This window comes from Paraburkholderia ginsengiterrae (genome assembly GCF_001645125.1).
Taxonomy (GTDB): Bacteria; Pseudomonadota; Gammaproteobacteria; order Burkholderiales; family Burkholderiaceae; genus Paraburkholderia; species Paraburkholderia ginsengiterrae.
Genome location: NZ_LXKA01000243.1, coordinates 24,552 through 48,710, shown reverse-complemented (window position 1 = coordinate 48,710; position 24,159 = coordinate 24,552). Strand labels below are relative to the sequence as shown.

General features: G+C 65.7%; 17 protein-coding genes. 12 read left to right on the top strand and 5 right to left on the bottom strand.

The window, feature by feature from the left end; genetic code table 11:
- Positions 1-93 precede the first annotated feature (93 nt).
- The 3 genes from A6V37_RS19035 to A6V37_RS19025 all read right to left on the bottom strand — a co-directional run bounded on the left by A6V37_RS19035 (position 94) and on the right by A6V37_RS19025 (position 3,149).
- The gene (locus A6V37_RS19035; protein WP_064272352.1) at positions 94-1,194 is read right to left on the bottom strand and encodes a PstS family phosphate ABC transporter substrate-binding protein; all 1,101 of its coding nucleotides are present in this window, start codon (positions 1,192-1,194) and stop codon (positions 94-96) included.
- Between the two features lie 180 nt (positions 1,195-1,374).
- Positions 1,375-1,839, bottom strand: coding sequence for a hypothetical protein (locus tag A6V37_RS19030; RefSeq protein WP_064272157.1), 465 nt, complete (start codon positions 1,837-1,839; stop codon positions 1,375-1,377).
- Between the two features lie 98 nt (positions 1,840-1,937).
- Positions 1,938-3,149, bottom strand: a complete 1,212-nt coding sequence (locus A6V37_RS19025; RefSeq protein ID WP_244174045.1) for a PstS family phosphate ABC transporter substrate-binding protein — start codon at positions 3,147-3,149, stop codon at positions 1,938-1,940.
- 296 nt (positions 3,150-3,445) lie between these two features.
- On the opposite strand from A6V37_RS19025, the gene A6V37_RS19020 reads away from it, so the two are divergent.
- From A6V37_RS19020 to A6V37_RS19000, 5 genes are all read left to right on the top strand, one after another.
- Entirely contained in the window at positions 3,446-4,999 is a 1,554-nt protein-coding gene (locus A6V37_RS19020) for a substrate-binding domain-containing protein (protein WP_242665983.1), read from the top strand.
- Between the two features lie 183 nt (positions 5,000-5,182).
- Entirely contained in the window at positions 5,183-6,190 is a 1,008-nt protein-coding gene (locus tag A6V37_RS19015) for an ABC transporter substrate-binding protein (protein WP_064272156.1), read from the top strand.
- Positions 6,191-6,279: 89 nt separating this feature from the next.
- Positions 6,280-7,098: an ABC transporter ATP-binding protein gene (locus tag A6V37_RS19010; RefSeq protein ID WP_064272155.1), complete on the top strand. Its 819-nt coding sequence runs from the start codon at positions 6,280-6,282 to the stop codon at positions 7,096-7,098.
- Positions 7,099-7,167: 69 nt separating this feature from the next.
- Complete coding sequence (locus A6V37_RS19005; protein ID WP_242665987.1) at positions 7,168-7,995, top strand: ABC transporter permease; 828 nt, start codon at positions 7,168-7,170, stop codon at positions 7,993-7,995.
- An 89-nt stretch (positions 7,996-8,084) separates the two neighbouring features.
- Complete coding sequence (locus A6V37_RS19000) at positions 8,085-8,894, top strand: transporter family protein (protein ID WP_064272153.1); 810 nt, start codon at positions 8,085-8,087, stop codon at positions 8,892-8,894.
- A gap of 33 nt (positions 8,895-8,927) precedes the next feature.
- On the opposite strand, the gene A6V37_RS18995 is transcribed toward A6V37_RS19000, so the two are convergent.
- Both A6V37_RS18995 and A6V37_RS18990 read right to left on the bottom strand, forming a co-directional pair.
- Complete coding sequence (locus A6V37_RS18995) at positions 8,928-10,343, bottom strand: ATP-binding protein (RefSeq protein WP_064272152.1); 1,416 nt, start codon at positions 10,341-10,343, stop codon at positions 8,928-8,930.
- The gene (locus tag A6V37_RS18990) at positions 10,340-11,005 is read right to left on the bottom strand and encodes a response regulator transcription factor (protein ID WP_064286214.1); all 666 of its coding nucleotides are present in this window, start codon (positions 11,003-11,005) and stop codon (positions 10,340-10,342) included. Before A6V37_RS18990 ends, A6V37_RS18995 begins: the two co-directional genes overlap by 4 nt.
- A 286-nt stretch (positions 11,006-11,291) precedes the next feature.
- On the opposite strand from A6V37_RS18990, the gene A6V37_RS43030 reads away from it, so the two are divergent.
- The 7 genes from A6V37_RS43030 (at position 11,292) to A6V37_RS18955 (ending at position 24,129) form a co-directional block, all read left to right on the top strand.
- Positions 11,292-13,352 (top strand): PepSY domain-containing protein, encoded by a 2,061-nt coding sequence (locus A6V37_RS43030; protein ID WP_064286213.1) that lies wholly within the window; start codon positions 11,292-11,294, stop codon positions 13,350-13,352.
- 122 nt (positions 13,353-13,474) lie between these two features.
- Positions 13,475-16,354 (top strand): TonB-dependent siderophore receptor, encoded by a 2,880-nt coding sequence (locus A6V37_RS18980; protein WP_064272349.1) that lies wholly within the window; start codon positions 13,475-13,477, stop codon positions 16,352-16,354.
- A 44-nt stretch (positions 16,355-16,398) separates the two neighbouring features.
- Positions 16,399-17,202: a hypothetical protein gene (locus A6V37_RS18975; protein ID WP_064286212.1), complete on the top strand. Its 804-nt coding sequence runs from the start codon at positions 16,399-16,401 to the stop codon at positions 17,200-17,202.
- Between the two features lie 22 nt (positions 17,203-17,224).
- A complete protein-coding gene (locus A6V37_RS18970) occupies positions 17,225-18,265 on the top strand; it encodes an ABC transporter substrate-binding protein (protein ID WP_064272148.1) in 1,041 nt (346 codons plus the stop codon).
- 43 nt (positions 18,266-18,308) lie between these two features.
- A complete protein-coding gene (locus tag A6V37_RS18965; RefSeq protein WP_167361444.1) occupies positions 18,309-19,766 on the top strand; it encodes an efflux transporter outer membrane subunit in 1,458 nt (485 codons plus the stop codon).
- Positions 19,763-20,968: an efflux RND transporter periplasmic adaptor subunit gene (locus tag A6V37_RS18960; protein WP_064286210.1), complete on the top strand. Its 1,206-nt coding sequence runs from the start codon at positions 19,763-19,765 to the stop codon at positions 20,966-20,968. Before A6V37_RS18965 ends, A6V37_RS18960 begins: the two co-directional genes overlap by 4 nt.
- Complete coding sequence (locus A6V37_RS18955) at positions 20,965-24,129, top strand: efflux RND transporter permease subunit (RefSeq protein WP_064272145.1); 3,165 nt, start codon at positions 20,965-20,967, stop codon at positions 24,127-24,129. The genes A6V37_RS18960 and A6V37_RS18955 overlap by 4 nt, the downstream gene beginning before the upstream one ends.
- Positions 24,130-24,159 lie beyond the last annotated feature (30 nt).

The window sequence follows — 24,159 nt, the reverse complement described above, 5'->3', positions numbered from 1 at the left end:
GTCGAGTGTAGGTTCGCCACCTTGAACGAGCGTTAACGTCATCTGAATGCGAATTCAGCTTGCAACGGCGCGCCCGCCCGCGCGGTTGCGCATTCAACTCGCCTGATCGAGCTTCGCCAGCTCTTCCTTCACGACGGCCGGGGTCAGCGGAATGTAGACGCCTTCCTTCGCAACGACGTCCTGGCCCTGCTTGCTCAGCACGAGCTTCAGGAACTCCTTGATCTTCGGCTGCAGCGGCTCGCCGGGCTTCTTGTTCACGAAGATGTACACATAGCGCGACAGCGGATACTGGTGCGTGTAGACGGTCTGCACCGTCGGCAGTACGAACGGCTGCCCGTCGGTTGTGGCGAGCGGCACGACCTTCACGTTCGGCCTGACGTTCGCGAGCAGCGCGTAGGTGAGTCCGCCCGGATGCGTTGCCATGTCCTCGGCAGCGACCGTGAACGCGTGCGTGAAGCCTTTGCCCTTCACGAACTGGATGTTGTCCTTGTAAGCGCCGCCTTCGAGCACGTTCATCTGCAGGTAGTACTCGATGCCGTTGACCGGCTTCAGGCCGTACAGGTGTATCGGCCGGTTGGCCCAGTCGCCGCCGAGCCCCAGATCGCCCCATGTGCTGATGTCGGCGTGTCCGCGATTGCGCGTCTTCGAATAGATCGCGTCGAGTTGCGCGAGCGTGAGGCCTTTGATCGGATTGTCCTTGTCGACGATCACGACCGACGCCGCGGTCTTGCCGAGCGAGCCGACGCTGCCGGTCGCCACGCGGATCGCGAGCGGCTTGTAGCCGTACTTGTCGACGAACGCTTTCTCCTCGGCGGGCAGCAGCTCACGTCCGACTGGCGCCAGATCCGCCGTTCCCGCGGTGAGCGCCGGGCCGCCCGAGCCGGACGCCCGCGCTTCCATCGTCACGCTCAGGCGCGGATACGCCTCGCGGAATTCCTTGATCCAGCCGAGCGTGATTTCGTCCATCACGTCCGCGCCGACAATGTTCAGTTCCTCTTCGGGGTGCACGTCGACCGGGCCCGGCTGCCAGCTCGGAATCGACGAGTCGACCGTGAGGTGATGCTCGACCGCTGCATATTTCAGCGCGAACGCGGACGGCGACGCTAGCGTGCCGAGCGCCGCGATGCCAATCATCGCTGCGCTCGAGACTGCCGCGTACTTGCGCAAAACGCGCATCTCCTTCTGTTGCTTCATGGACGTCTCCTGATTTGTGTCGTCGTTGTCGATCGGGTGGCCGCGCATGCAGGCCCGACGGCGGTGGCGGAGCCGGTGCGTACCGCGCTCAATGAGGTCGCCTGTCAATATCGTCGTCCACGAAGTTAAAGCCGACCTGAAGTTCGTCTGAATGAAAATTCAGGAATGCGCCGGCGACGTTCAGTGTGCCGGCTGGAACAGCGCGGACAGCGACGGCGTGCGGGCAGCGAGTTCGTCGCGCACGCGCTCGGCCTGCTGCACGATTACGTCGCGGTCGCCGCCGGGCGTGTAGTGGAATGTCGAGCCGATCACGCCGATGGTCTGGCCCGCGGCGTCGCGCATCGGCAGCTCGACCGAGAGGTCGCCGGTCTTTGTGGTCTCGACACGCGGCTTGCCGCTGCCGAGCACGGCCAGATCGTCCGCGTCGGCCGGCTTGCCAATGCGGCCAATATTCGACGCGATGATCACGTTTTCCGCGCCGGCGGGCGGCGTGACGTGAAGCGCGAGAATCGTCAACTCGGGATGCGCGGCGAGCGTGGTGTCGACGAGTTGCTGCGCGTAAGGCGCGGCTTGCATCCCGGCGCGCGCGGGCAGCGCGAATGCGAGCAGCAGCGCCGCGGTCGCGGCTCTGGATGAGCGGTGCATGGGGAAGCTCCTGAAGAAGTTGCCGCCCGCAAACGAAAAAGGCGAGCGGGCGGCACGGGATACGGCGGAAGTGAGGCGGCGAAAGTTCAGCGGAAGCGTCAGGGGCTCAGCATCGCGCGCGAGCTGTCTACTTGCTGCGCGCGCAGCGGCATGTACATCCCGTGGTCGAGCACGGCTTGCTGGCCCTGCTTGCTGAGCACGTAGCGCAGAAACTCGGCGATAGCAGGTTCGAGCGGCTTGCCTGGCGCCTTGTTGGTGTTGAAGCAGATCAGGCGGCTTAGCGGGTACGTTGCACGCGCGACGTTTTCGTAAGTCGGCGCGACGAACGGGGCGTTGTCCGAAACGGCGAGCGGCAGCATCTTGACCGGCGCGTCGATGTACGCGATGCCGGAGTAGCCGATGCCGTAGCGATCGTCGGCAACGTCCTTCGCGAGCGGGAACACCAGCTTGTCGTAATGGATGTCGTCGCGCCACTCGCCGCGCTGACCGTCGGTGCTCAGCACGCGTTGCCGGACGAACTCCTCGAAACCGTTCCACGGCTTGATCGCGTAGACGTGCACGGGCTTGTCCGCCCAGTCACCGGTCAGCCCGAGATCGCCCCAGGTCTTGATCGGCTTGCCGCCGCGCAGGTGCGTGCGCGAGAACAGCGCGTCGATCTGCTGATACGTCAGCTTCTCTATCGGGTTGTCCTTATTGACGAAGAAGCCGACGGCGTCGAGGAAGCCGAAATGCCGGTACGAGCCGCCGGAGACCGGAACGCTCAGCGGGTCGTAGCCAAATTTGGCCTTGAAGTCGGTGATGTCGCTCGGCTTCAGCTCGCGCGACACGAACACGAAGTCGAGCTTCTGCTTGACCAGTTCCTTCGCGCCGAGGCTGCCCGCGTACGGCGGCGCAATGTGAATGTCGACGTTTGGATAGTACTTCTTGAAGCCTTCGATCCAGCGTTGAGCGAGAAATGGCAGCACGTCCGAGGTCGCGCCCGCGAACGAGCCTGACAGTTTGAGGTCGGTGCGGGGCTGATAGTCGGGCAATGCGGCGTCGAGGCGTGGCTGCAGGATTTCCGGCTCGGGCAGCGCGCGTCCCGACTTCTCGCCCTCGTCGGCTTGCTCCTTGGTCTGCGGCGCGACTGTTTTCAGCGCAGGCACAACCCATTCGACCATCGGCGGTGCGGTGGTGCCCTGGGCGTCCGCGCATTCGGCGTTCATCGCCCATGACGCGGCTGTCGCAGCGGCCGCGGCCACGGCCAGATAGCGCAGATGGTGGGCCGGGCCGGACGCGGGCGCCGCGAAACAGGGTTCGTTTCGATTCACGAGATATCTCCTCCTTTTTTGAATGCGTGCGTTTTACGGACCGCTTCGATGTGTGGTCGGCGGCGCCAATAGGTCAATTGTGAGCGTAGTGCCGACCGGCGCGAAATCAGGCAAACCAGGGAGCGAGCCAATGCGAAATCACGATACCGCCGTTGAATGAACGCAGTCTGAAGGCATCCTGAAAATGCGTTCATGGAATGCCGGGCCGAGGATGAACGAAATTTCAGCGTTGATTCAGGTTCGCTTCAGCGTGCCGCCGTACCGTTGGGACGGTTTTTATCAGGCAGGAGACACACGTGGTCCCTTTCGGTTTTTCCTTGTGGCGCGCCCGGCCGCTCGCGCGCGCGTCGCGCCCCTCCCAGTTTCACGCGCAGGGCTTGCGACCGGTGCTCCGGCGCGGTGCCGCGGCCGGTCTCGCACTGGCCGCCTGTCTCGCGTTCGCGGCGGATCCCGGCGCCAGCCTGCCCACCTATCGACCCGACGCGAATCTGAGCGGAGCACTGAATTGCGTCGGCGACGATGCGATGGGGCCGCTGCTCGACGCATGGCTGGCGGCATTCGAGCGATACCAGCCCGGCATCCGGCGCGGGCCAAACTGGCGTCACGCGGGCAGTGCGACCGCGTTCGGCGGGCTGATGTTCGGCGACGCCGACATCGCGCCGCTCGCGCGCGAGCCGTTGCCGACGGAGTTGCAGCCGTACGCGCATCAGTACGCGGGCGACATGATGAAGGCGCCGCTGCTCGTGCGCGTCGCGGATCGCGACGGTCAGCCCGCGTATCTCGCGGTGAACCGGCGTCCCGGCGCGCCGTTACCGCCCAGGATCAAGGCGTTTCTAGAATTCGCGCTGAGCGGGGAAGGGCAGTCGATCGTCTCGGCGCAGCCGCATTACACACCGCTCACCGCCGATGATGCGGCTCGCGAACGCGCGAAGCTCGACGGCTTCCTGCCGCCCCTGGATGCGGCGCTGCCCGGCTATCGTCCGGTGGCCGGCTTGCACGGCGCGATCGACAGCATCGGCAGCGACGGCATGAAATCGCTAATGGACACTTGGATCGGTGCATTCGAGCACGTGCAGCCGGGCGTGCAAAAGGGCGAGCGATGGGAGCATCTCGGCACGCTGAACGGTTTTCACGCGCTGCTCGACGGGGACACCGAGATCGCGCCGATGGGCCGCGAGCTGTGGCCGGACGAGCGGGCAGCATACGCGCAGGTCCGTCACGGCGCCGAGCCGCTCGAAATTCGCGTCGCACGCGGCGGTTTCAACACGCCGCAGCGCACGACGGCGCAGGCGGTCTTCGTGCACCCGGACAATCCACTTACCGGCATCACGCTGACACAGCTCGCGTCGATCCTGCAGCGCAACCCCGGCATTACCCGCTGGGGGCAGCTCGGCCTGACCGGCGCGTGGGCGGACCGTCCGATCACGATCTACATGCCGCCGCACGTCGCACCCAACGCGATGTCGATGCAGATCATGGTGCTTGGAGGCGGGCCGTGGAACGCTGCCGTGCAGGAGGGCTCGATCGACGATACCGCGCGAGCGATCGCCCGCGATGCCGGCGCAATCGGTTTCGGCGGGCTCGAGGAAGGCGGCCCCGGCCTGAAGACCCTCGAGGTAGCGCGACGCGCGGGCGAGCCGTTCTACACGCTCGATGCGCAGAACGCGTCGAGCGGCCGCTATCCGCTGACGCGCTACATGTACATCCGGATCAACCGTCCGCTGAGTGCGCCGGTGAAGGCGTTCCTGCGCTACATCCTGAGCCGCGAGGGTCAGGAGCCGGTGCGCTATTCGGCTTATTTCCCGCTGACCGCGGCCGAGGCGCGCGAGGAACTGGCGAAGCTACGGTAGCCGCCGTGCGGGTCCGTTCCGGCGGTCCCTGAACGGACATTCATTTTCGGTTCAGCCTGATTTTAAGGTTGCTCCGTATAACTGACAGCAGTCCGTGAGTCCGCACATGCAGATCCGGAACACGGCGCGGCCGCCGCATCGAGCGCGGCACGCGACCCATATCGAACCTGAGGAGAACATCTGATGAAACAGACAATCCTGCGCCTTGCCGTTGGCGCGCTGTCGCTCGGCGCCCTGGCCCCGGCCGTCCACGCCGACGAGAAGCTCACGCTGATTGTCGGCGGCATGGAAAAGCAGATCTATCTGCCGGCCAAGCTCGCCGAGCGTCTCGGCTATTTCAAGGAACAGGGCCTCGACGTCGAGCTCATCAACGAGGCGGCCGGCGTCGATGCCGAGAACGAACTCGTCGCCGGAACGGTGCAAGGCGTCGTCGGCTTCTACGATCACACGATTGACTTGCAGGCGAAGGGCAAGTACATCGAGTCGGTCGTGCAGTTCAGCCATACGCCGGGCGAAGTCGAGGTGATCTCGACGAGGCTGGCCAACAAGGTCAAATCGCCAGCGGACTTTCGCGGGCTGACGCTCGGTGTCACCGGGCTCGGCTCGTCGACGAACTTCCTCACGCAGTATCTGGGCGTGTCGCACGGGGTGCAGACGTCGGAGATGACTTCGCTCGCGGTCGGCGCCGGCAACACGTTCATCGCCGCCATCAAGCAGGGCAAGATCGACGGTGGCATGACGACCGAGCCAACGGTCTCGCGCCTCGTCAACGGCGGCGACGCGAAGGTGCTGATCGATCTGCGCTCGCCGGAAAGCACGCAGAAATGGCTAGGCGGACTCTATCCGGCAGCAAGCCTTTACATGCAGAACGACTGGGTGCAATCGCACAAGGCGACGGTCCAGAAGCTCACGAATGCGTTCGTCAAGACGCTGCACTACATCAACACGCATAGCGCCGACGAGATCACCGCGCAGATGCCCACCGACTACTACGCGGGCGATCGCACCGCGTACGTGAAGGCGCTCGCTGGCGGCAAGGTCACGTTCATCCCGGATGGCCGCATGCCGGAATCGGGTCCGCCGACCGTGCTCAAGGTCCTGTCGTCGTTCGACAAAGCGGTGGCGGGCCACAAGATCGATCTGTCGAAGACTTACACGACCGAGTTCGTCAGCGCCGTGCAGGTCAAGTAACCGCGCCCGCCGCGATGTTCCTCCGCCGGACAGTCGCGGGCACTTCGTCGATTTCAATCTGGCCCAATCTGGCTAAGGCAGGCAATCCAATGACAGCCCCCAAGGTAACCGCGCTGCACACCTGCGCCGGCAACGACGTGCCGGCGATCGAGCTCGATCGCGTCAGCCGCCGCTTCGTCAGCCCGGAAGGCAAGGCGATCATGGCGCTGCGCAACTTCAGCATGACTGTCGCGAAGGGCGAGTTCTGCGCCGTCGTCGGCCCGACCGGCTGCGGCAAATCCACCACGCTGAGCCTCATCACCGGTCTTGCGAAGCCCAGTGCCGGTAACGTCCGCATCTGGGGCAATCCGGTGAGTGGCATCGATCCGCGCATCGGCTTCGTGTTCCAGGCCGACGCGGTATTTCCGTGGAAGAGCGTGCTCGACAACGTCGCGGCCGGTCCGCTGTATCGCGGAGAGAACAAGTCGGCGGCGCGCGACCGCGCGATGGAATGGATTCGCCGCGTCGGCCTCGTGCGCTTCGAGCACCACTATCCGCACCAGCTCTCGGGTGGCATGCGCAAGCGCGTCGCGCTCGCGCAAACCTTTATTAACGAGCCCGAAATCCTGCTGATGGACGAGCCGTTCTCCGCCCTCGACGTGCAGACGCGCACGCTGATGCAGGACGAGCTGCTGCACCTGTGGAGCGCGAACGGCGCATCGGTGGTGTTCGTCACGCACGACATCGAGGAGGCGATCGCGCTGGCCGACAAGGTGTTCGTGCTGACGGCGGGGCCCGCTACCGTCAAGACGTCGTATGAGATCGATCTGGCGCGCCCGCGCGATGTCGGGGAGGCGCGCTATTCCCCCCGCTTTATCGAATTGTCGCGTCAGATCTGGAACGATCTCCGCGACGAGGTCCACATCTGAGCGCTTCGCGGCGCGTTGAGGAACAGCATGAATACACCGATGACAGGAACCGCCCCGCACGAAGCCGAGATGCGTCAGCTCGAAACGCGGGCTCAGGAGAGCATGCGCCGGCGCAAGATGCTGGTGCACACGTTGCAAGTCGCCGTGCTAGTCGTGACGCTCGGCGGGTGGGAGCTGGCCGGCCGGCTCGGCTGGATCGATCCGTTCTTTTTCTCGACGCCCTCGCTGATCGCCGCGCAGATCTGGCAGTGGTTGACCGAGGGCACGTCGCAAGGGCCGTTGTGGGTGCAGGTGCTGGTGACGCTCGAAGAGACTTCGCTCGGCTTCCTGATCGGCGCGGTGGGCGGAGTGGTAGCCGGGATCGCGCTCGGCCGGAACAAGCTGCTCGCGGACGTGTTCAGCATCTACATCAAGATCGCCAACTCGATTCCGCGTGTGGTGCTCGGCTCGGTGTTCATCATCGCGCTCGGGCTCGGCATGGCGTCGAAGGTCGCGCTGGCGGTCGTGATGGTGTTTTTCGTGGTGTTCGCGAATGCGTTCCAGGGCGTGCGCGAGGCGGATCGCAATCTGATCGCCAACGCGCACATCCTGGGTGCAACAAATCGCGATGTGACGCTGACGGTCGTGCTGCCGGCCGCGATGAGCTGGATTCTCGCGAGTCTGCACGTGAGCTTCGGCTTTGCGCTCGTCGGCGCCGTGGTCGGCGAGTTTCTCGGCTCGAAGCAGGGCATTGGCCTCCTGATCTCGACCGCGCAAGGCGCGTTCAACGCCGCCGGTGTGTTCGCCGCGATGATCGTGCTCGCCGTCGTCGCGCTCGGCGCCGAGTTCATCCTCACGCAAGTCGAGAACAAGCTGCTGAAGTGGCGCCCGCCGCAGTTCTCCGACGCAGGTCATTGACCCTATCTCCATCCCGCCGGTCCGTCAGTCTGCCGGACCGGCGCGGCGCGCAGTGCATGGTTCAACTTCCGATCAGGAGTATCGGCTTCATGTTATTCAGCCGTCATTCGACGCCGCGGCAACCAGCCGCACGGCGCAGGCCGCGTCGCGTCCGGATCATTCATGCGATGCTCGCGCTCGGTGCCTGCCTTGCCAGTCATGGCGCGTTCGCCGGCCCGCCGTTCGTGACCGACGATCCCGAGCCCATCGACCGAGGGCACTTCCAGATCGACGCCGCCGCGATCGGCACCGTGCGCGAGGGCAGCCACAGCGGGATGCTGCCGGGTCTCGAAGTCAACTATGGATTGCTGGACAATCTGGAGATCGGCACGAAGTTCGGCATGGCGTTCACGCACGAGTCGGGCAACCCGACCCGATACGGTTTCGGCGATATCGACCTCGGTGCGAAATATCGCTTCATTACGGAGGACGAAGCGGGCTGGCGTCCGCAGGTCGCGTTCTCGCCGAGCGTGACGCTGCCGACCGGCAACGATCACCTGGATCTTGGCACCGGACATGTGCAGGTGCTGCTGCCGCTGTGGATGCAGAAGTCGATCGGCGACTGGACAACCTTCGGCGGCGGCGGCTACGTCGTCAACCGTCACGCGGGACAGAAGGGCTACTGGACCGCCGGCTGGGCCGTGCTGCGCAAGTTCGGCGACAAGCTCGAACTCGGCGGCGAGCTGTTCTACACCGGCGCGGCGACCACGATCGATCCTTCCGCGCTCGGCTTCAACGTTGGCGGCAGCTACGGACTGAGCGAGCACGATCGGATCCTGTTCTCCGTTGGGCGCGGCATCACGCACGTCAACGACACCAATCGCTTTTCCTACTACGTCGGCTATCAGCGCGACCTCTGATGCGCGTCCCGGATGTGCGTCCCTGAGCCGCGCTCAGGCGGCGTCGGTCAAATGCGGGGTGCCGAACGGCACGCTGCCGGCATCGTCGGGAGACGTTGTTGCCGGAATCTCGAACACCATCGACAGCCCGTGGCCACCGGGGCCGGCTTCTGCGAAGATGCGGCCGCCGTGCAGCGCGACGATGCTGCGGCAGATCGCGAGGCCGAGGCCGCTGCCCTTGTCTTCGTTGCCGGGGCGATTGATGCGGACGAAACGCTCGAAAATCCGCTCGCGCTGCTCGGCTGGCACGCCTGGGCCCTCGTCCTCGACACGCACTTGCCAGCAGCGATTGACCAGCGTGGAGCGCACAGTCACGCGGCTGCCCGGCGGGGACGCCGACAGCGCATTGCTGAGCAGGTTAAGCAGCACCTGGCGTATCCACTTCGGCTCGATTGCAACCTGCCCCGCGCCGTGGTGCGTCAGGTTAAAGCGCTGCTCGCGATACTCGGCGAGCACGTGCGCGTCCTGCGCGAAGCTCTGCAGGAACGGTTCGGGATCCTGCTGCCGCAGATCGAGCGTGATCGCGCACGCGTCGGCGCGCGACAGAAACAGCAGATCCTCGATGATCCGGTTGAGTTGCGCGAGCTCCTTGATCTGGATCTGCACCGCATGTTCCTGCGCCGGCGTCAACTGGCCGTCGACGACGAGCTTCTCGGCCTGCAGGCGCACGAGGGTCAGCGGGGTTTTGAGTTCGTGAGAGGCCTCGGCGGTAAACCGGCGGATCTGGGTGAACGACTCTTCGAGGCGGTCGAACATCTGATTGAGCAGGCGCGCGAGATCCGAAATCTCGTCACGCGCACTCGATACCGGAATGCGTTCGCTCAGATTGTCCGAGCGGATGCGGTCGGCCGTATCCTGAATCAGCCGCAGCGGACGCAGTGCCATACGGCTGAAGCCATAGCCGATCACGCTGCTGACCGCGATCATCACGAGCAGCAGCCCGTAGAACGTGCGCTCGTATCCGCTCATGACCACGCGCACGTGGTGCTTCGTCGTCGCTATCACGACCGTGTACGGGCCGAGCGCGAACTTGCCGGCGCGCAGCTCGTCGAGGCCCGCAAGATTGACGTTGAACTCCTGATCGCGGGCAGACGGAATCATGTCGAATCCGCGCAGCCCGGGCGAGCGATAGACGATCGTGCCGCCGGGCCCGTAGATCTCGGTGAAGAACAGTTCGAGATCGTTGCGCGTCACAGCCTGCATGCGCTCGCGCAGCGCCGCTTCCGGCGGCGTCGGACCAAGCGCGGCGACATTCGCGCGGATCTGCTCGAACTCCGAATGGATGACCAGGTCCAGCGCGTGGATTGCGTGATATTCGACGAAATACCGCCCGGTCAGGAACAGTGCCGCGAAGGTAATGGTCGACGCGAGAACGTAGCAGATCGCGAGGCGCGCGCCGATGGATTTCATAGCAGCTGATAGCCGACGCCGCGCACCGTCTTGAACAACGGCTTGCCGAGCGGCGCCTCGAACTTGCCGCGCAGGCGGCTCATGTAGACGTCGAGCAGATTGGTGTCAACGTCGTAATGGGATTCCCAGATCTTTTCCGCGATCAGCGTGCGCGTGAGGATGCGGCCCGGATTCTGCAGGAAGATCTCGAGCAGCGCGAATTCGCGGCTCGTCAGGTCGACCGGTTTGCCGTTCAGGTGAACGGTGCGGCTCAGCAGGTCGAGCTTGATGCCCTGATGCTGGAGCACGGTTTCCTTCACCGACGACTGGCGCCGCAACAGCGAGCGCATGCGCGCGAGCAGCTCTTCGAGGCTGAATGGCTTCGGCAGGTAATCGTCCGCGCCGACGTCGAGTCCCTTGATGCGATCCTCGACCGCGTCGCGCGCGCTCAGGATCAGCACCGGCTCGTTGAAGCCGGCCCCGCGCCACTCGCGCAGCAGGTCGAGACCATCGCCGTCGGGCAGGCCCAGGTCGAGCACGATCACGTCGTAGCTCGATTCGCACAGCGCTTCGCGTGCCTGCGCGCAGCTTTCGACCCAAGTCACGGTGTACGCGCGTTCGGACAGCGCCTGCTTGAGGAAAAGACCCAGCTTGCGTTGGTCTTCGAGAATCAGGATTTTCATGATAAATGGGCCAGTCGACGGTAACTTCAGGCTAGCGCACGCAGATTGACGTGACAAGCGAAGCATCGCGATGAGCCGGGTTTCTCCCGATATTCCTGAATAGAAATTCAGGAAGCGTTCATGCCCGTTTCAGGTTCGCGGTGTGTTCGGTCGTATCGGCGCCGCATGCGATCTTCGCATGCAGATCACCTATCGGGACTTACCCCGACGCAGCCCTAAATTCAGCTTTCATTCAGGTTTGCCGACAAAGATGGTGGATGTAAACCGTCGTCGCTTAGGCAACCTTATGAAATCGGTCTTTCGTCCTTTCGTGCTGCAAGTCCATCGCTGGTGCGGCTTGACCTTTGGATGCGTGATTCTCCTGATGGCGATCACCGGCGCATCCATCGTCTTCCGTTCCGACCTCGAGGCCGTGCTCGAGCGTGACCTGCTGACGGTGCCGACCTGCACCGAGCGCGTGCCGCTCGATACGCTGGTCGACAACGCAGCACACGTCCGGCCGACTGCGATGCCCGATTACATCCGGCTTGTCGCCGGCAAAGAGGGCGAGCCGCGCATGCCCGCCGCGATGGTGCGTTTCAACGATCAGCATTCGGTCTATCTCAATCCGTGTACCGGCGCGGTGCTGGGAGAGCGCTCGCGCTATGGCGGCCTGCTCGGCACGATCGAGCAGATTCATCGCTTTCGTTTCATGAAGCACGGCAGCCTGATCACCGGCACGAGCGCGATGTCGTTCGGATTGCTGCTGATCGTGGGCGGTGTCGTGCTCTGGTGGCCGCGCACGCGTCGTGGCTGGCGGTACGCGGTCACGCTTGGCGCCGCTTCGCGAGGCCCCGCGTTCACGTTCCGGCTGCATCGAACAGTCGGCGCGTATGCGAGCGCGGTGCTGTTGTCGATGGTACTGACCGGATTGCCGTGGGCATTCGACTGGTACGCGCACGGCATCTATGCGATCGCCGGCTCGCCGCAGCCCGCCAAGGCCCCGCAGTCGGCGGCGCCGGCGGACGGCGCGAAGCGCCTGCCGCTCGAGACGTTCTGGCGCACCGCTCAGTTGCTGTCGCCCGACCCGCAGGATGCGCTGATGCACATCCCTGAGACGTCGCGCGACCCGGTCGAGATGTATCTGATCGATCGCTACGCGCCGCATCCGAATGCGCGCACGATGCTGGACCTCGACGCGTATTCGGGCAACGTGCTGCGCTTCGTGCCGTATTCGACGAGCAGCGCCGGGCACAAGCTGTACTTCTGGGTGCTGTCATGGCATACCGGCGCGGTCGGCGGCGTGTTCGGGCAGCTGCTGCTGCTGTTCGGCGCGCTGGCGGTGCCGGTGCTCGCTTACACCGGCGTGCGCAACTTCCTGCGCCGCATTCGCGGCGCGGCATCCGGCGACGCCCGGCTGACAGTGCGCGTCGCGAAGAAGACGATCGAAGCCGACGGCGTGTGCGCGTTCGAATTGATCGACCCGCGCGGACGAAAATTGCCGCCGTTCGCCGCCGGCGCGCATATCGACGTGTTTCTCGGCGACGGCCTCGTGCGTCAGTACTCGCTGTGCAACGCTCCGAGCGAGCGACGGCGCTACCTGATAGCCGTGCTGCGCGTCAACGGATCGCGCGGCGGATCGACCGCGTTGCACGATCGTGTTCGCGAAGGCGACCTGCTCGACATCGGCGCGCCGCGCAATCGCTTCGCGCTGGATGAAGCGGCGCCGCGTTCGCTGCTGCTCGCGGGCGGCATCGGCATCACGCCGATTCTCGGCATGGCAGAGCGCCTCGCGCGACGCGACGCCGACTTCGAGATGCATTACTGCGCGCGTTCACGGCCCCGCGCGGCGTTCCTGAACCGGCTCGTGCGTGCGCCGTTCGCGAATCGCGTGCAGTGCCACTTCAGTGACGGCCCCGTCGAGCAGCGCTTCGATATTGAGCGTGTGCTCAACAGGCAGTCGCCGATCACGCATCTGTACGTCTGCGGACCCGCCGGCTTCATCGACGCGACGATGTTCGCGGCGCGGCGGCGCGGCTGGCCGGAGCGGCAACTGCACTGCGAGCGCTTCGCCGCGCACGCGGGCAAGCCGAAGCTCGCACGTGCCTTCGACGTCCAGCTCGCGAGCACGGGGCGGATCTACCGGATCGCGGAGCACAAGACCATCACCGCGTCGCTGGCCGAATACGGCATCCGTATCCCGACCTCGTGCGAGCAAGGTTTCTGCGGCTCCTGCGTGACGCGCGTGATCGACGGCGAGGTCGAGCACCTCGACTGCGTGCTGACGGCTGAGCAGCGCGAGGACGACGGGCATTTCACGCCCTGCTGCTCGAGAGCGAAGAGTGATTTGCTGGTGCTGGACATTTGATCGGAGGGCGGGCGGCGGCGTTGCACGCGTGCGGATCCGACGCGAAGCTTGACCGGGACGATTTGGATATCGACATTACAAGTAACGTGGAGGAGACAGTGATAAAAAGGACGATGGTGGCGATGGCCGTCTTGGCCGTGTTTTCACCCGCGCTCTACGCGCAGGCGGACAACGCTCCGCAGGGGGGGGCGCAGGCTGAACAGCCGGGGCAGTCGAAGACTTACGCGCAGCAGCTGGTCGACCGCACGACGGCACGGCACCCGGAGCTCGTCGAGCTTGATCTTCACATGCGGCCGCCCGGCAGCACCACAAGCGTCATCGTCGCCGCGAAATCGGCGAAGCGGATCGGCGCGAAGTCGGACCCGGACGATCTTGCGGTCGTCAAGACCGATACGCCCTTCATCGAAATCAATAAGCGCGCCGATCAGAACGTCGAGGTGCATTTGCCGCTCCTCGACGTGACGCGCAAGGTGATCGGCGAAGTCGAGATGTCGTTTCCGTATCCGCCGGGATCGAGCATGGATAAGGACGCGCTGATCAGCGCGGGCGCGCTCATTCGCGACGAACTGAGCCGGCAGATCCGCTACGCCAATGAGATGTTCGACCCAGTGCTCGCCGATACCGGCATCCCGGCGAATCCGTATGCGCAGAACCTCGTCGACGACGTGATCAGCAAACGCCGGGACGTGATGGTGCTCGCGATGCACGCCGCGCGCCCGGGCCCGAGCGGCGACTATCCGATCGTCGCGTCGAACATCGGACGCATCGGCAAGCCCGCCGATGCGGACGACCTGGCCGTGATCGAATCGGGCAAGCCGCATGTCGAAGTCGGCCATGACGGCGATCGCCTGGAAGTGGAACTGCCGCTGCAGGATGCGGCAGGGGCGACCGTCGGCGCGCTCGGCGTCGTGATGCCGTATCGCAGCGGCGACGAGCAGGCGGCGCTCGTGAAGAAAGCGGAGAAGATCCGCGACGAACTGCGCCCGCGCATCCGCGACGCGGCCGCGCTCTACGTACCGACGCGCTCGCAGGCTGCAACGTCGGTGATCGCAGAGCAATTCGCTCAGGAATCGGTCGGCAACACCGATTCGATGCCGGTGAGCAAGCAGGTGACGGGCGCCGCCGCGCTGCAGAGTGCGCAGGACGGCGTGACCGACGCGGTCAAGAACCAGGCCGGCGTGTCGCCGACCAACTCGTCGGGCAGCCCGGCGGATGCGGCGCAGATCCGCGGCATCAAGGTCAACCTGTTCGCGAACTACCGGCTCAACGGCGGCCTCCCGACCGCGAACGTGATGTCGGTGCCGTCGGAGGACAAGCAACGCGTCGAAACGCTGAAGGGCGCGAACGCGCTGATGTTCGGCGTCGCGAGCCCGGCGGGCATCATCAACATGGTGACGAAGCGCGCGCCCGATCAGGACGTGGCGTCGCTCGCGATACTCGGCAATTCGTTCGGGCAAATAGGTGTCGCGGCCGACGTGAGCCATCGGTTCGGCAACGAGAAGCAGTTCGGGATCCGCGTCAATGCGTCCGATACGCATCTCGAGAATGGCGTGCGGGGCACGGGCGGACGCGGCTGGTTCGGCAGCGTCGGCGCGGACTGGAACGTGACCGACCGGCTGCACGTCGAGTTCGACTACGAAGCGTACAGCAAGCAGGTGGTCGAACAGGCCGGCATCAGTCTGCCGAAGGCCGTCAACGGCCAGATCACGGTGCCGCGCGTGCCGGACCCGAGGATTCTGCTGTCGGGCCCGTGGGCGCTATTCAACGCCAGGATAGAGAACGTGCAGGGGCGGGTCGACTACACCATCGCGCCAGGCTGGCAGGCCCTCGCCGAAATCGGTCAGTCGGACGGCGACCGCTCGCGCCTGACCACGCGGATCGGCGGCTACAACGTCTTTACGGGCGCCGGCGGCGTGCCGACGGTCAGCGAGATCTCGGCGAACTACTTCAACAAGTACAAGCGGGCCGAATTGCAGGGTGTGTTCGACACGGGGCCGGTGGGGCACAACCTGACCCTCGGCGTGTCGGACAGCCAGCGCATCGACGAGACGCTCTCGCAGAACACGATCGTGATTCCGGTGAAGACCAACATCTTCGATCCGGTCGCGCTACCCGCGCCCGTGCCGACTCATCCGGGCACGGCGCTGCCGATCCAGATCGACGAGGATGTCGGCTTGTATGCGTATGACAGCATCTCCTTGGGGCCGAAGTGGAAGGTGCTGCTCGGCTTCCGCGAGAGCCGGTCCACCGCGACCACCGGCGACAAGTCGGCGTCGGTGTGGGTGCCGTCGCCCGCGGCCGGCATCCTCTACGAATTCCTGCCGGCAACCACGCTGTTCGCGAGCTACATGAAGGGCCTCGAAGACGGCGGGGTCGCGCCGGAGAACGCGAAGAACGCGTACCAGATTCTCGCGCCGGCCGTGTCGACGCAGTACGAGGTCGGTGTGCGCGAGAACTACCTCAAGTGGCTGCAGTTCACGGCCTCCGTGTTCCAGATCACTCGCGCCAACGCGGTGACCGACCCGATCACGAACGTCTTCGCGAACGACGGCACGATCAAGTATCAGGGGATGGAGGCGGTGCTGACGCAGGACATCTCGCGTCAGTGGTCGGTGTCCGAAGCCGTGGAGTATCTGCATGCGGTGCAGAACCCGATGTACGACATGCTGATTCGCGGCCTCACGCCGGAAAACACGCCGAAGTGGATCGGCAACATCGCCCTGACGCACCGTCCGGTATGGCTGCCCGGCCTGTCGCTGACGGCGCGGGCGTCGTTCATCACGAAGCGTCCGGTGAACCCGCAGGATCAGGGCTACATTCCCGGCTACACGATCTGGTCGCTCGGCGTCGGGTACGTGACCACCATCGCCGGCAAGCGCGTCGATTTCAAGGCGGCCATCGACAACCTGTTCAACAAGCGCTACTGGAATTCCGTGCAGACCGGCACGCTCGGCATCGGGATGGACCGCAGCATCAAGTTCGTCGCCAAGGTGGATTTCTGATGCGGCGCGCGGACCTCTCTTTCCCTTTCGTTGAACGAACCCTCATGAAATCCTTCCCAATTGCGGCGATCGGCCGTGCGCTCGTCGCGTTTGCTGCATGGGCCATGCTGGCCGCCGTGCTTCACGCCGGCGTTGCACATGCCGTACAGGCGTCGGACAGCGACGCGCTGTCGCTAATCATCACCTACCAGACCGCGCCCGCGAACCGGCCTGCGCTGCGCCGCGAGCTGCAGCAATCGACCGCGCGCGAACTCGCACGGTGGAAGCACGACGGACGGATCAGGCAGTACAGCCTGCTGTTCAATCGCTATGCCGATTCGGACAATTGGGACGCGCTGGCGGTGCTGACGTTTGCGACGCCGGACGATCTCTATCGCTGGCGCACGATCGAGCAGGCGCGCCCCGCGGCGCTGTCCGGGAAGGCGCTCGCGGTGACGGCCTCGATCCATACCACGCCGGTCGACATGAAACGCACGGTCGCGCGCGATGCGCAATCGCCGAATGCGGTGTACGTCGTCATTCCGTACAAGACTTTGGTGCCGGAGGACGAATACGAGAAATATGCGGACGGCTACGTGCTCCCGCAGTTCAACGGCTGGATGGACGAAGGCGTGCTGTCCGGCTATGCGCTCTATACGAGCCAGTTTCCCGCCGGCCGGCCCTGGAACGCGATGGTGGTGCTGCAATACAGGAACGAGACCGCGCTCAGCGCGCGCGAGGCGGTAGTCGCGCGGGTGCGTGAGCGCCTGAAAAGCAATCCGGAATGGAAGGCGATCAGCGACAGCAAGACAAACGTGCGCACCGAGGAGCAGGTGGTGATCGCCGATCCCGTCGCCGTCGATCAATGAAAACGCTCACAGGAAATATCCGATGAAAAAGCTCATGTTCGCGCTGGCTGTCGCGTGCGTCGCCGGCGGCCATGCGTTGGCCGGCGAACCGGCCAACGCGGCCGATCAGGCCATGCCCGGCGCGTCGCCGCAACGCATCGTCTTGCTCGTCGACGAGATCAAGGCGATCCGCAATTTCCCGGTCGTGCTCGCCGAGCGGCTTGGCTACCTGAACGACGGCAACGCGACCGTCACGGTGATGAACATCCGCGATGACGTGCCGAGCGCCGATATGCTCAAGGACGGGCGGGTCGACGCGGTGGTCGCCTATTACCATCACAACGTCGTCAATCAGGCGCACGGCATCGACACGGAAGCGGTCGTCACGCTCGGCGTCACGCCGGGCGCGAAGGTCCTCGTCGCGAATCAGGCGAAGGAGAAGTACGGCAGCGCCGCCGACCTCAAGGGCGCGCGCTTTATCGCGGGTGGCGCGGGCTCTTCGAAGAGCACGGTCGCGAATGCGCTCGTGCTCGCGGGCGGTCACGGCATTGCGGACTACACGCGCCTCGGGACCGACGGCAAGGACAAGAATGTCGACGCGCTGCGCAACGGCTCGGCGGATTTCGTCGTCGCGCCGACGCCTGACGGAGACGTCTACGAGTCGAAAGGCGTCGCCACGGTGTTCGCGGATCTGACCTCGGTCGACGGCACGCGCAAGAGCTTGGGTGCGCTGTTCCCGTCGAGCACGGTCTACATGTCGAACGCGCGTGTGAGCGCGCACCCGGAGATCGCGCGGCACCTCGCGGACGCATTCGTGCGCACGCTGCGGTATATCAACACCCATACACCCGAGCAGATCATGGCCGTGATTCCACCGGAAATCAGCGGCAAGGATCGCGGCGCGTATCTGAAGGTGCTGAAGGAGGAGATTCCGATGTTCGCGAACGACGGGCGGATGCCCGACGACGCCGCGACGAAGGAATGGCAGGTGCTCACCGCGGCCAATCCGGTCTATGCGTCGGTGAAGGTCGAGCGCACCTATACGAACGCGTTCGTCGACGAAGCGCTGCGGGCGTTGCATTGAGCGAGCACATTCGTCCATGGTGCGTTTTCCACGGTTCCTCCTCATGAGCGCCGCGTGTGTCATCGTCTGCGCGTTGAGCGGCTGCTCGCTCGTGCCCGCGTACCAGCGTCCCGACACGCCGGTGCCGGCGCAGTGGAGCATGCCTGGCGCGGCGCCGCTCGCCGGCGCGATACCGGTCGAAAGCGGCTGGTGGCGCGCGTACGGCGATGCGACGCTCGATGCGCTTGTCGGGCGGGCGCTCGCGCACAGCGACTCGCTCGCGTCGGCCGTCGCGACCGTCGACGCCGCGCGCGCGAACGCGGAGAAGTCCGGCGCGCCGCTCTATCCGGCGCTGACGCTGAACGGCACATTCGAGCGCGGCCACAGCCCGTCGAGCGGCTCGGGATCCGCGAAGCAGAGCCTGTTCGCCCAGGCATCCTACGAAATCGACTTCTGGGGAATGAATGCCGCGAATGCGCGGATGGCGGCGCTGCTCGCCCGCGCGTCCGAATACGATCGCGACGTCGTCGCGCTGACGCTGACCGCATCCGTGGCCGATACGTATTTTCAGGTGCTGTCGCTGCGCAGGCGGCTCGCGCTTGCGAACACGGTGGCGGACGACGCCGGCCGGCTGCTACAGCTCGTGCTTGCGCAGCAGGCAGCTGGCGTCGCAACCGAGCTGCAGGTGCAGCAGCAGCGCAATGCGCGCGCGACGTTCCAGGCCGCGGTGCCGACGCTCGAGCAGCAGCTCGACCAGAACCTGCATCTGCTCGCGATGCTCGTCGGCACGGTGTCGGCGCAGCTCGACGTCCCTGACATCGCGCTCGACGCGATCGCGATTCCGGACGTGCGCCCGGACCTGCCTTCCGTCGTGCTCGAAACGCGTCCGGACATTCGCGCGCAGGAGGCACGGCTGCAGGCGGCGAACGAGAGCGTCGGGGCGGCGCGCGCCGCGTTCTTTCCGAATCTGGTGCTGACCGCGCAAGGCGGAACCAGCAGCCGGTCGCTGCTGCGGTTCCTGACGGATCCGGTCGGCGCGGTTGGCGCATCGCTCGTCGCGCCGCTGTTCGAAGGCGGCGCCCTGACCGGGCAACTGCATATGAGCCGTGCGACGTTCGGCAGGAACGCCGCCGCCTACCGGCAGACCGTCGTCGTGGCGTTTCAGGACGTCGAGGATGCGCTGTCGGCCGCGTACGAACAAGGCCGCGCGGAAGCGATCGATGCCGAGGCCGCCGACGCTGCGGGCAAGACCGCGACGCTGGCGCGGGCCGAATACGTGGCCGGTACCGTCGACTTCCTGACCGTGCTCGATGCCGAACGCACCCGCTACCAGGCCGAAGACACGCGCGAGCAGGCGCGGCTCGCGCGTCTGCAGGCGTCGGTCGGCGTGTTTCGGGCGTTCGGCGGCGGCGTGATCGCGGGCGTGGCCGACGGCAGCTTGCGCGGCGATCAAATGGCACGAACGGCCGATGCGGCGGAGGCCGGGTCGCGCACGCAGCGCAGGGAGTCCTTCGCACCATGAGCCAGGCGATTGAGGAAGTGTGTGTTGAACGCCTCAGCCGCCGACGCTGGCGCGTCGTGTTCGGCGTCGCGAGCGTGGCCGCGCTCGCGCTCGGCTGGGGGCTGCGGATCACGCCGCGCCACGCGCAGCCGGCACTGCCGGCGCCGGTGCCGATCAGTGCGGGCCATGCGATCGTGACCGACTTCCCGGTCTATGTGGCGGCGGTCGGCACGGTGACGCCGCTCAACGTGACGGACGTCAAGGTACGCGTCGACGGTTCGCTGCAGCGGATCGCGTTCACCGAAGGCGAGGACGTGAAGGCGGGGCAGGTGCTCGCGGAGCTGGACCGCGGCGTGCTCAGCGCGCAGCTCGATCAGGCGCGGGCGGCGCTGAGCAAGGACCGCGCGAGCCTCGAGAACGCGCGGTTCGATCTCGAGCGCTACCGGAAGCTCGGTCCGATCGGGGCCGCGACGGCGCAGAGTATCGATACGGCGAAGGCCCGGGTCGACGAGCTGCAAGCGACGGTCGCGGCCGACGCTGCGCAGGTGCGCAACGGTCGGCTGCAAGTCGGCTTCACGACGCTCGTTGCGCCGTTCGATGGCCGCGCCGGCGCAAAGGAGGCCGACGTCGGCGCGATCCTCCACCCGGGCGACGCCAAGGGGATCGTCACCGTCACGCAGATGGAGCCGATCGACGTGCAGTTCTCGGTGCCGCAGGACGTGCTGCCGGAGCTGCTTGCGTCACGGCAGGCGGGGGCGCTGCCGGTCGAGGTCTTCGCGCACGCTGGCGGTGCACCGCTGTCGCGTGGCACGCTGGCGTTTGTCGACAGCCACGTCGATCCCGCGACTGGCGAGGTGATGGTGAAAGCGTCGTTTCGCAACGCGGACCGCCGGCTCTGGCCAGGCCAGTTCGTCGATGCGCGGGTGCGTCTGCGCACCGATGCCGGGCGCGTCGCGGTGCCAAGCCGCGCGATCGTCCATACCCAGGACGGCTCGCAGGTCTACGTCGTGGATGCGCACGGCAACGCCGGATTGCGGCCCGTCGAGACGGGCGCGAGCGCGGACGGCATGACCGAGGTGAAGCGGGGCGTCGCGCGGGGCGACGTCGTCGTCTTCGACGGCCAGAGCCGGCTGAACCCGGGCGTTCCCGTCGCGCCGACGATTGTCGACGCGAAGGCGGCCGCGCGCGCCGGCGCGGCGGCCGATACGGACATGCCGTCATGAAGCTGCTCGCGCTGCTGATCCAGCGTCGCGTGGCGACGTCGTTCCTCGCGCTCGCGGTCCTGCTCGTCGGCGCGGCCGCCTACGTGAACCTTCCGGTCGGGCCGCTGCCCCAGGTCGATTTCCCGACCATTCAGATACAGGCGACGCTGCCCGGCGCGAGCGCGCAGACGATGGCGACCTCCGTCGCGACGCCGCTCGAGCGTCAGTTGTCCAACATTTCCGGCGTTGCGCAAATGACGTCGGCGAGTTCAGCGGGTACAACGAGCATCGTGATGCAGTTCGATCTTGCGCGTGACATCGGCGGCGCGGCGCAGGACGTGCAGACGGCGATCAATGCGGCCGCGGGGATGCTGCCGAAAAACATGCCGAACCAGCCGACCTACGAGAAGGTAAATCCGGCCGACTTCACGGTGCTGTCGATTGCGCTGACATCGCCAACGCTGACGCTGACCCAGCTCGACGGCTATGCGGAGAATTTTCTCGCGCAGCAGATCTCGCAGATGCCCGGTGTCGGCCTCGTCGATTTCCACGGGCAGCAGCGCGCGTCGGTGCGAATCCGGCTCGATCCTGACAAGCTTGCCGCGCGCGGCCTCACGCTCGAGGACGTGCGCTCGATTGTCGGCGTCCAGACGGTCAACACGCCGAAGGGCGCGCTGAACGGCCCGGACCGGTCGATCGTGCTCAACGCGACCGATCAGCTCGTCGCACCTGGCCAGTACGGCAACATGATCGTCGCGTACCGGAATGGCGCGGCGATCCGCGTGAGCGATCTCGGGGAGGTCGTCGGCGGGCCGGAGGACCAGTGGCAGGCGGCGTGGCTGCAACGCGAGCGCGCGATCATCATCGACGTGCACAAGCAGCCCGGCTTCAACGTCGTGCAGACGATCCGCAATATCAAGGCACGCCTGCCCGCGCTCGAAGCGAATTTGCCCGCGGCGGCGCATGTGCGTGTGGTCGGCGACCGCACGCAGACGATCGACGCGTCGGTGCGCGACGTCGAGTTCACGCTGCTGCTGACGGTGGCGCTCGTCGTGATGGTGATCTTCGTATTCCTGCGCAACGTCTGGGCGACGATCATTCCGAGTCTCACGATTCCACTGTCGATCGTCGGCACCTTCGGCGTGATGTATCTGCTCGGCTATAGCCTCGACAACCTGTCGCTGATGGGGCTCACGATCGCGGTCGGTTTCGTCGTCGACGATGCGATCGTTGTCATCGAGAATGTGATGCGGCACGTCGAGAAAGGTGAGGCGCCGGTCCGCGCGGCACTCTCCGGCGTGATGGAGGTGCGCTTTACGATCGTGTCGATGACGGTGTCGCTCGTCGCGGTGTTCATTCCGATCCTGATGATGAGCGGCATCGTCGGCCGGCTGTTCCGGGAGTTCGCGGTGACTGTGAGCGTCGCGATCGTCGTCTCCGCATTCGTGTCGCTGCTGGTCACGCCGATGCTGTGTGGCTGGTTGATTCGCGATACCGGCGTCGAGTGCGACGAGCGTTGCCCAAGCCGTCTCGAACGGTGGTTCGAAGGGGGGTTCCGCTGCGTCGAGGCACGCTATGCGCGCGCGCTCGACTGGGTGCTCGCGCGGCAGCGGCTGATGCTGGCGGCGATGGTCGCGACGGTCGTGGCAACCGGCACGCTGTTCGTCTGGATTCCGAAGGGTTTTTTTCCGCAGGCGGATTCGGGTTTGATCATCGGAGTCGCGCAGGCGGCGCCCGACATCTCACCTGCCGCGATGGCGACGAAAATGCAGCAGCTCGGGCGGATCGTCATGGCGGACCCGGCGGTCGGCAACGTCTACTACTGGATCGGCCCGAACCCGACGATCAGCCAGGGGCGCTTCATGATCAACCTGAAGCCGTTCGACCGGCGCCGGGCCGGCGCGGCCGAGGTGCTCGCGAGGCTGAAGCGCGGCACGGCGCACGTGCCGGGCATCGTGCTGTCGATGCAGTTGCGCCAGGACATTCAGGTCGGTGGGCGGATCAGCGCGGCGCAATACCAGTACACGCTGCAGGATGCGAACGTCGGCGAGCTTGCGCAGTGGGCGAACACGCTAACGAAGCGCTTTGCGGCGTTGCCCGAGATCGTCGACGTGTCGTCGGACCTGCAGGCGAGCGCGACAAGCGCGACGCTCGTCATCGATCGCGATACGGCGTCGCGCTTCGGCATTACTGCCCAGGCGATCGACGATACGCTGTACGACGCGTTCGGCCAGCGGCAGATTGCAACGATGTTCACGCAACTCGATCAATACCACGTCGTCGAGGAGGTCGGCCCGGCGTTTCAGGTCACGACCGCCGCGCTGTCACGTCTTTACGTGCGCTCGCCGGCGACCCAGGGGCTCGTACCCTTGAACCTGCTCGTGCATGTCGAGAACGATGTGTCGCCGATCACCGTCAATCATCAGGGACTGTTTCCGTCCGTGACGATCACGTTCAATCTCGCGCCGGGTCAGTCGATCGGCAACGCGATCGACGCGGTCCGGCGCGCAGAGACGGCGTCGGGCAAGCCCGACACGCTGACCGGAACGTTCCAGGGGACCGCGCAGGCGTTTCAGGCGTCGCTCGCGAGCGAGCCGTGGCTGATCGCGGCCGCGCTCGTCGTCGTGTATCTCGTGCTCGGGATGTTGTACGAGAGCCCCTTCCATCCGCTCACGATCATTTCGACGCTGCCGTCGGCGGGGCTTGGCGCGTTACTGGCGCTGACGATCTGCGGGCAGGACATGTCGGTGATGGGGCTGATCGGCATCATTCTGCTGATCGGCATAGTGAAGAAGAACGCGATCATGATGATCGACTTCGCGCTCGTCGAAGAGCGCGAGCGGCGCGTGCCGCCGTTCGACGCGATCCGGCAGGCGTGCCTGCTGCGCTTGCGGCCGATTCTGATGACGACGCTCGCCGCGTTGTTCGGCGCGCTGCCGCTTGCGCTCGGTCATGGCGCGGGCGCGGAGCTGCGCGTACCGCTAGGGATCGCGATCGTCGGCGGGCTGATCGTTTCCCAGATCCTGACGCTTTTCACGACGCCCGTCGTTTACCTGTGGTTCCATCGGCTGACTGCGCGCAGGCGGGCCGTGACGGGCGGGAATTTCTCCTCGGCCGGTGTTGCCGCGAATCCGATGGCGAGCGGATCTTCAGATATATGCCGCACCACGTCCACAGACTGATGCAGTTCGGTGCTGCCGCGCGTCAATGTT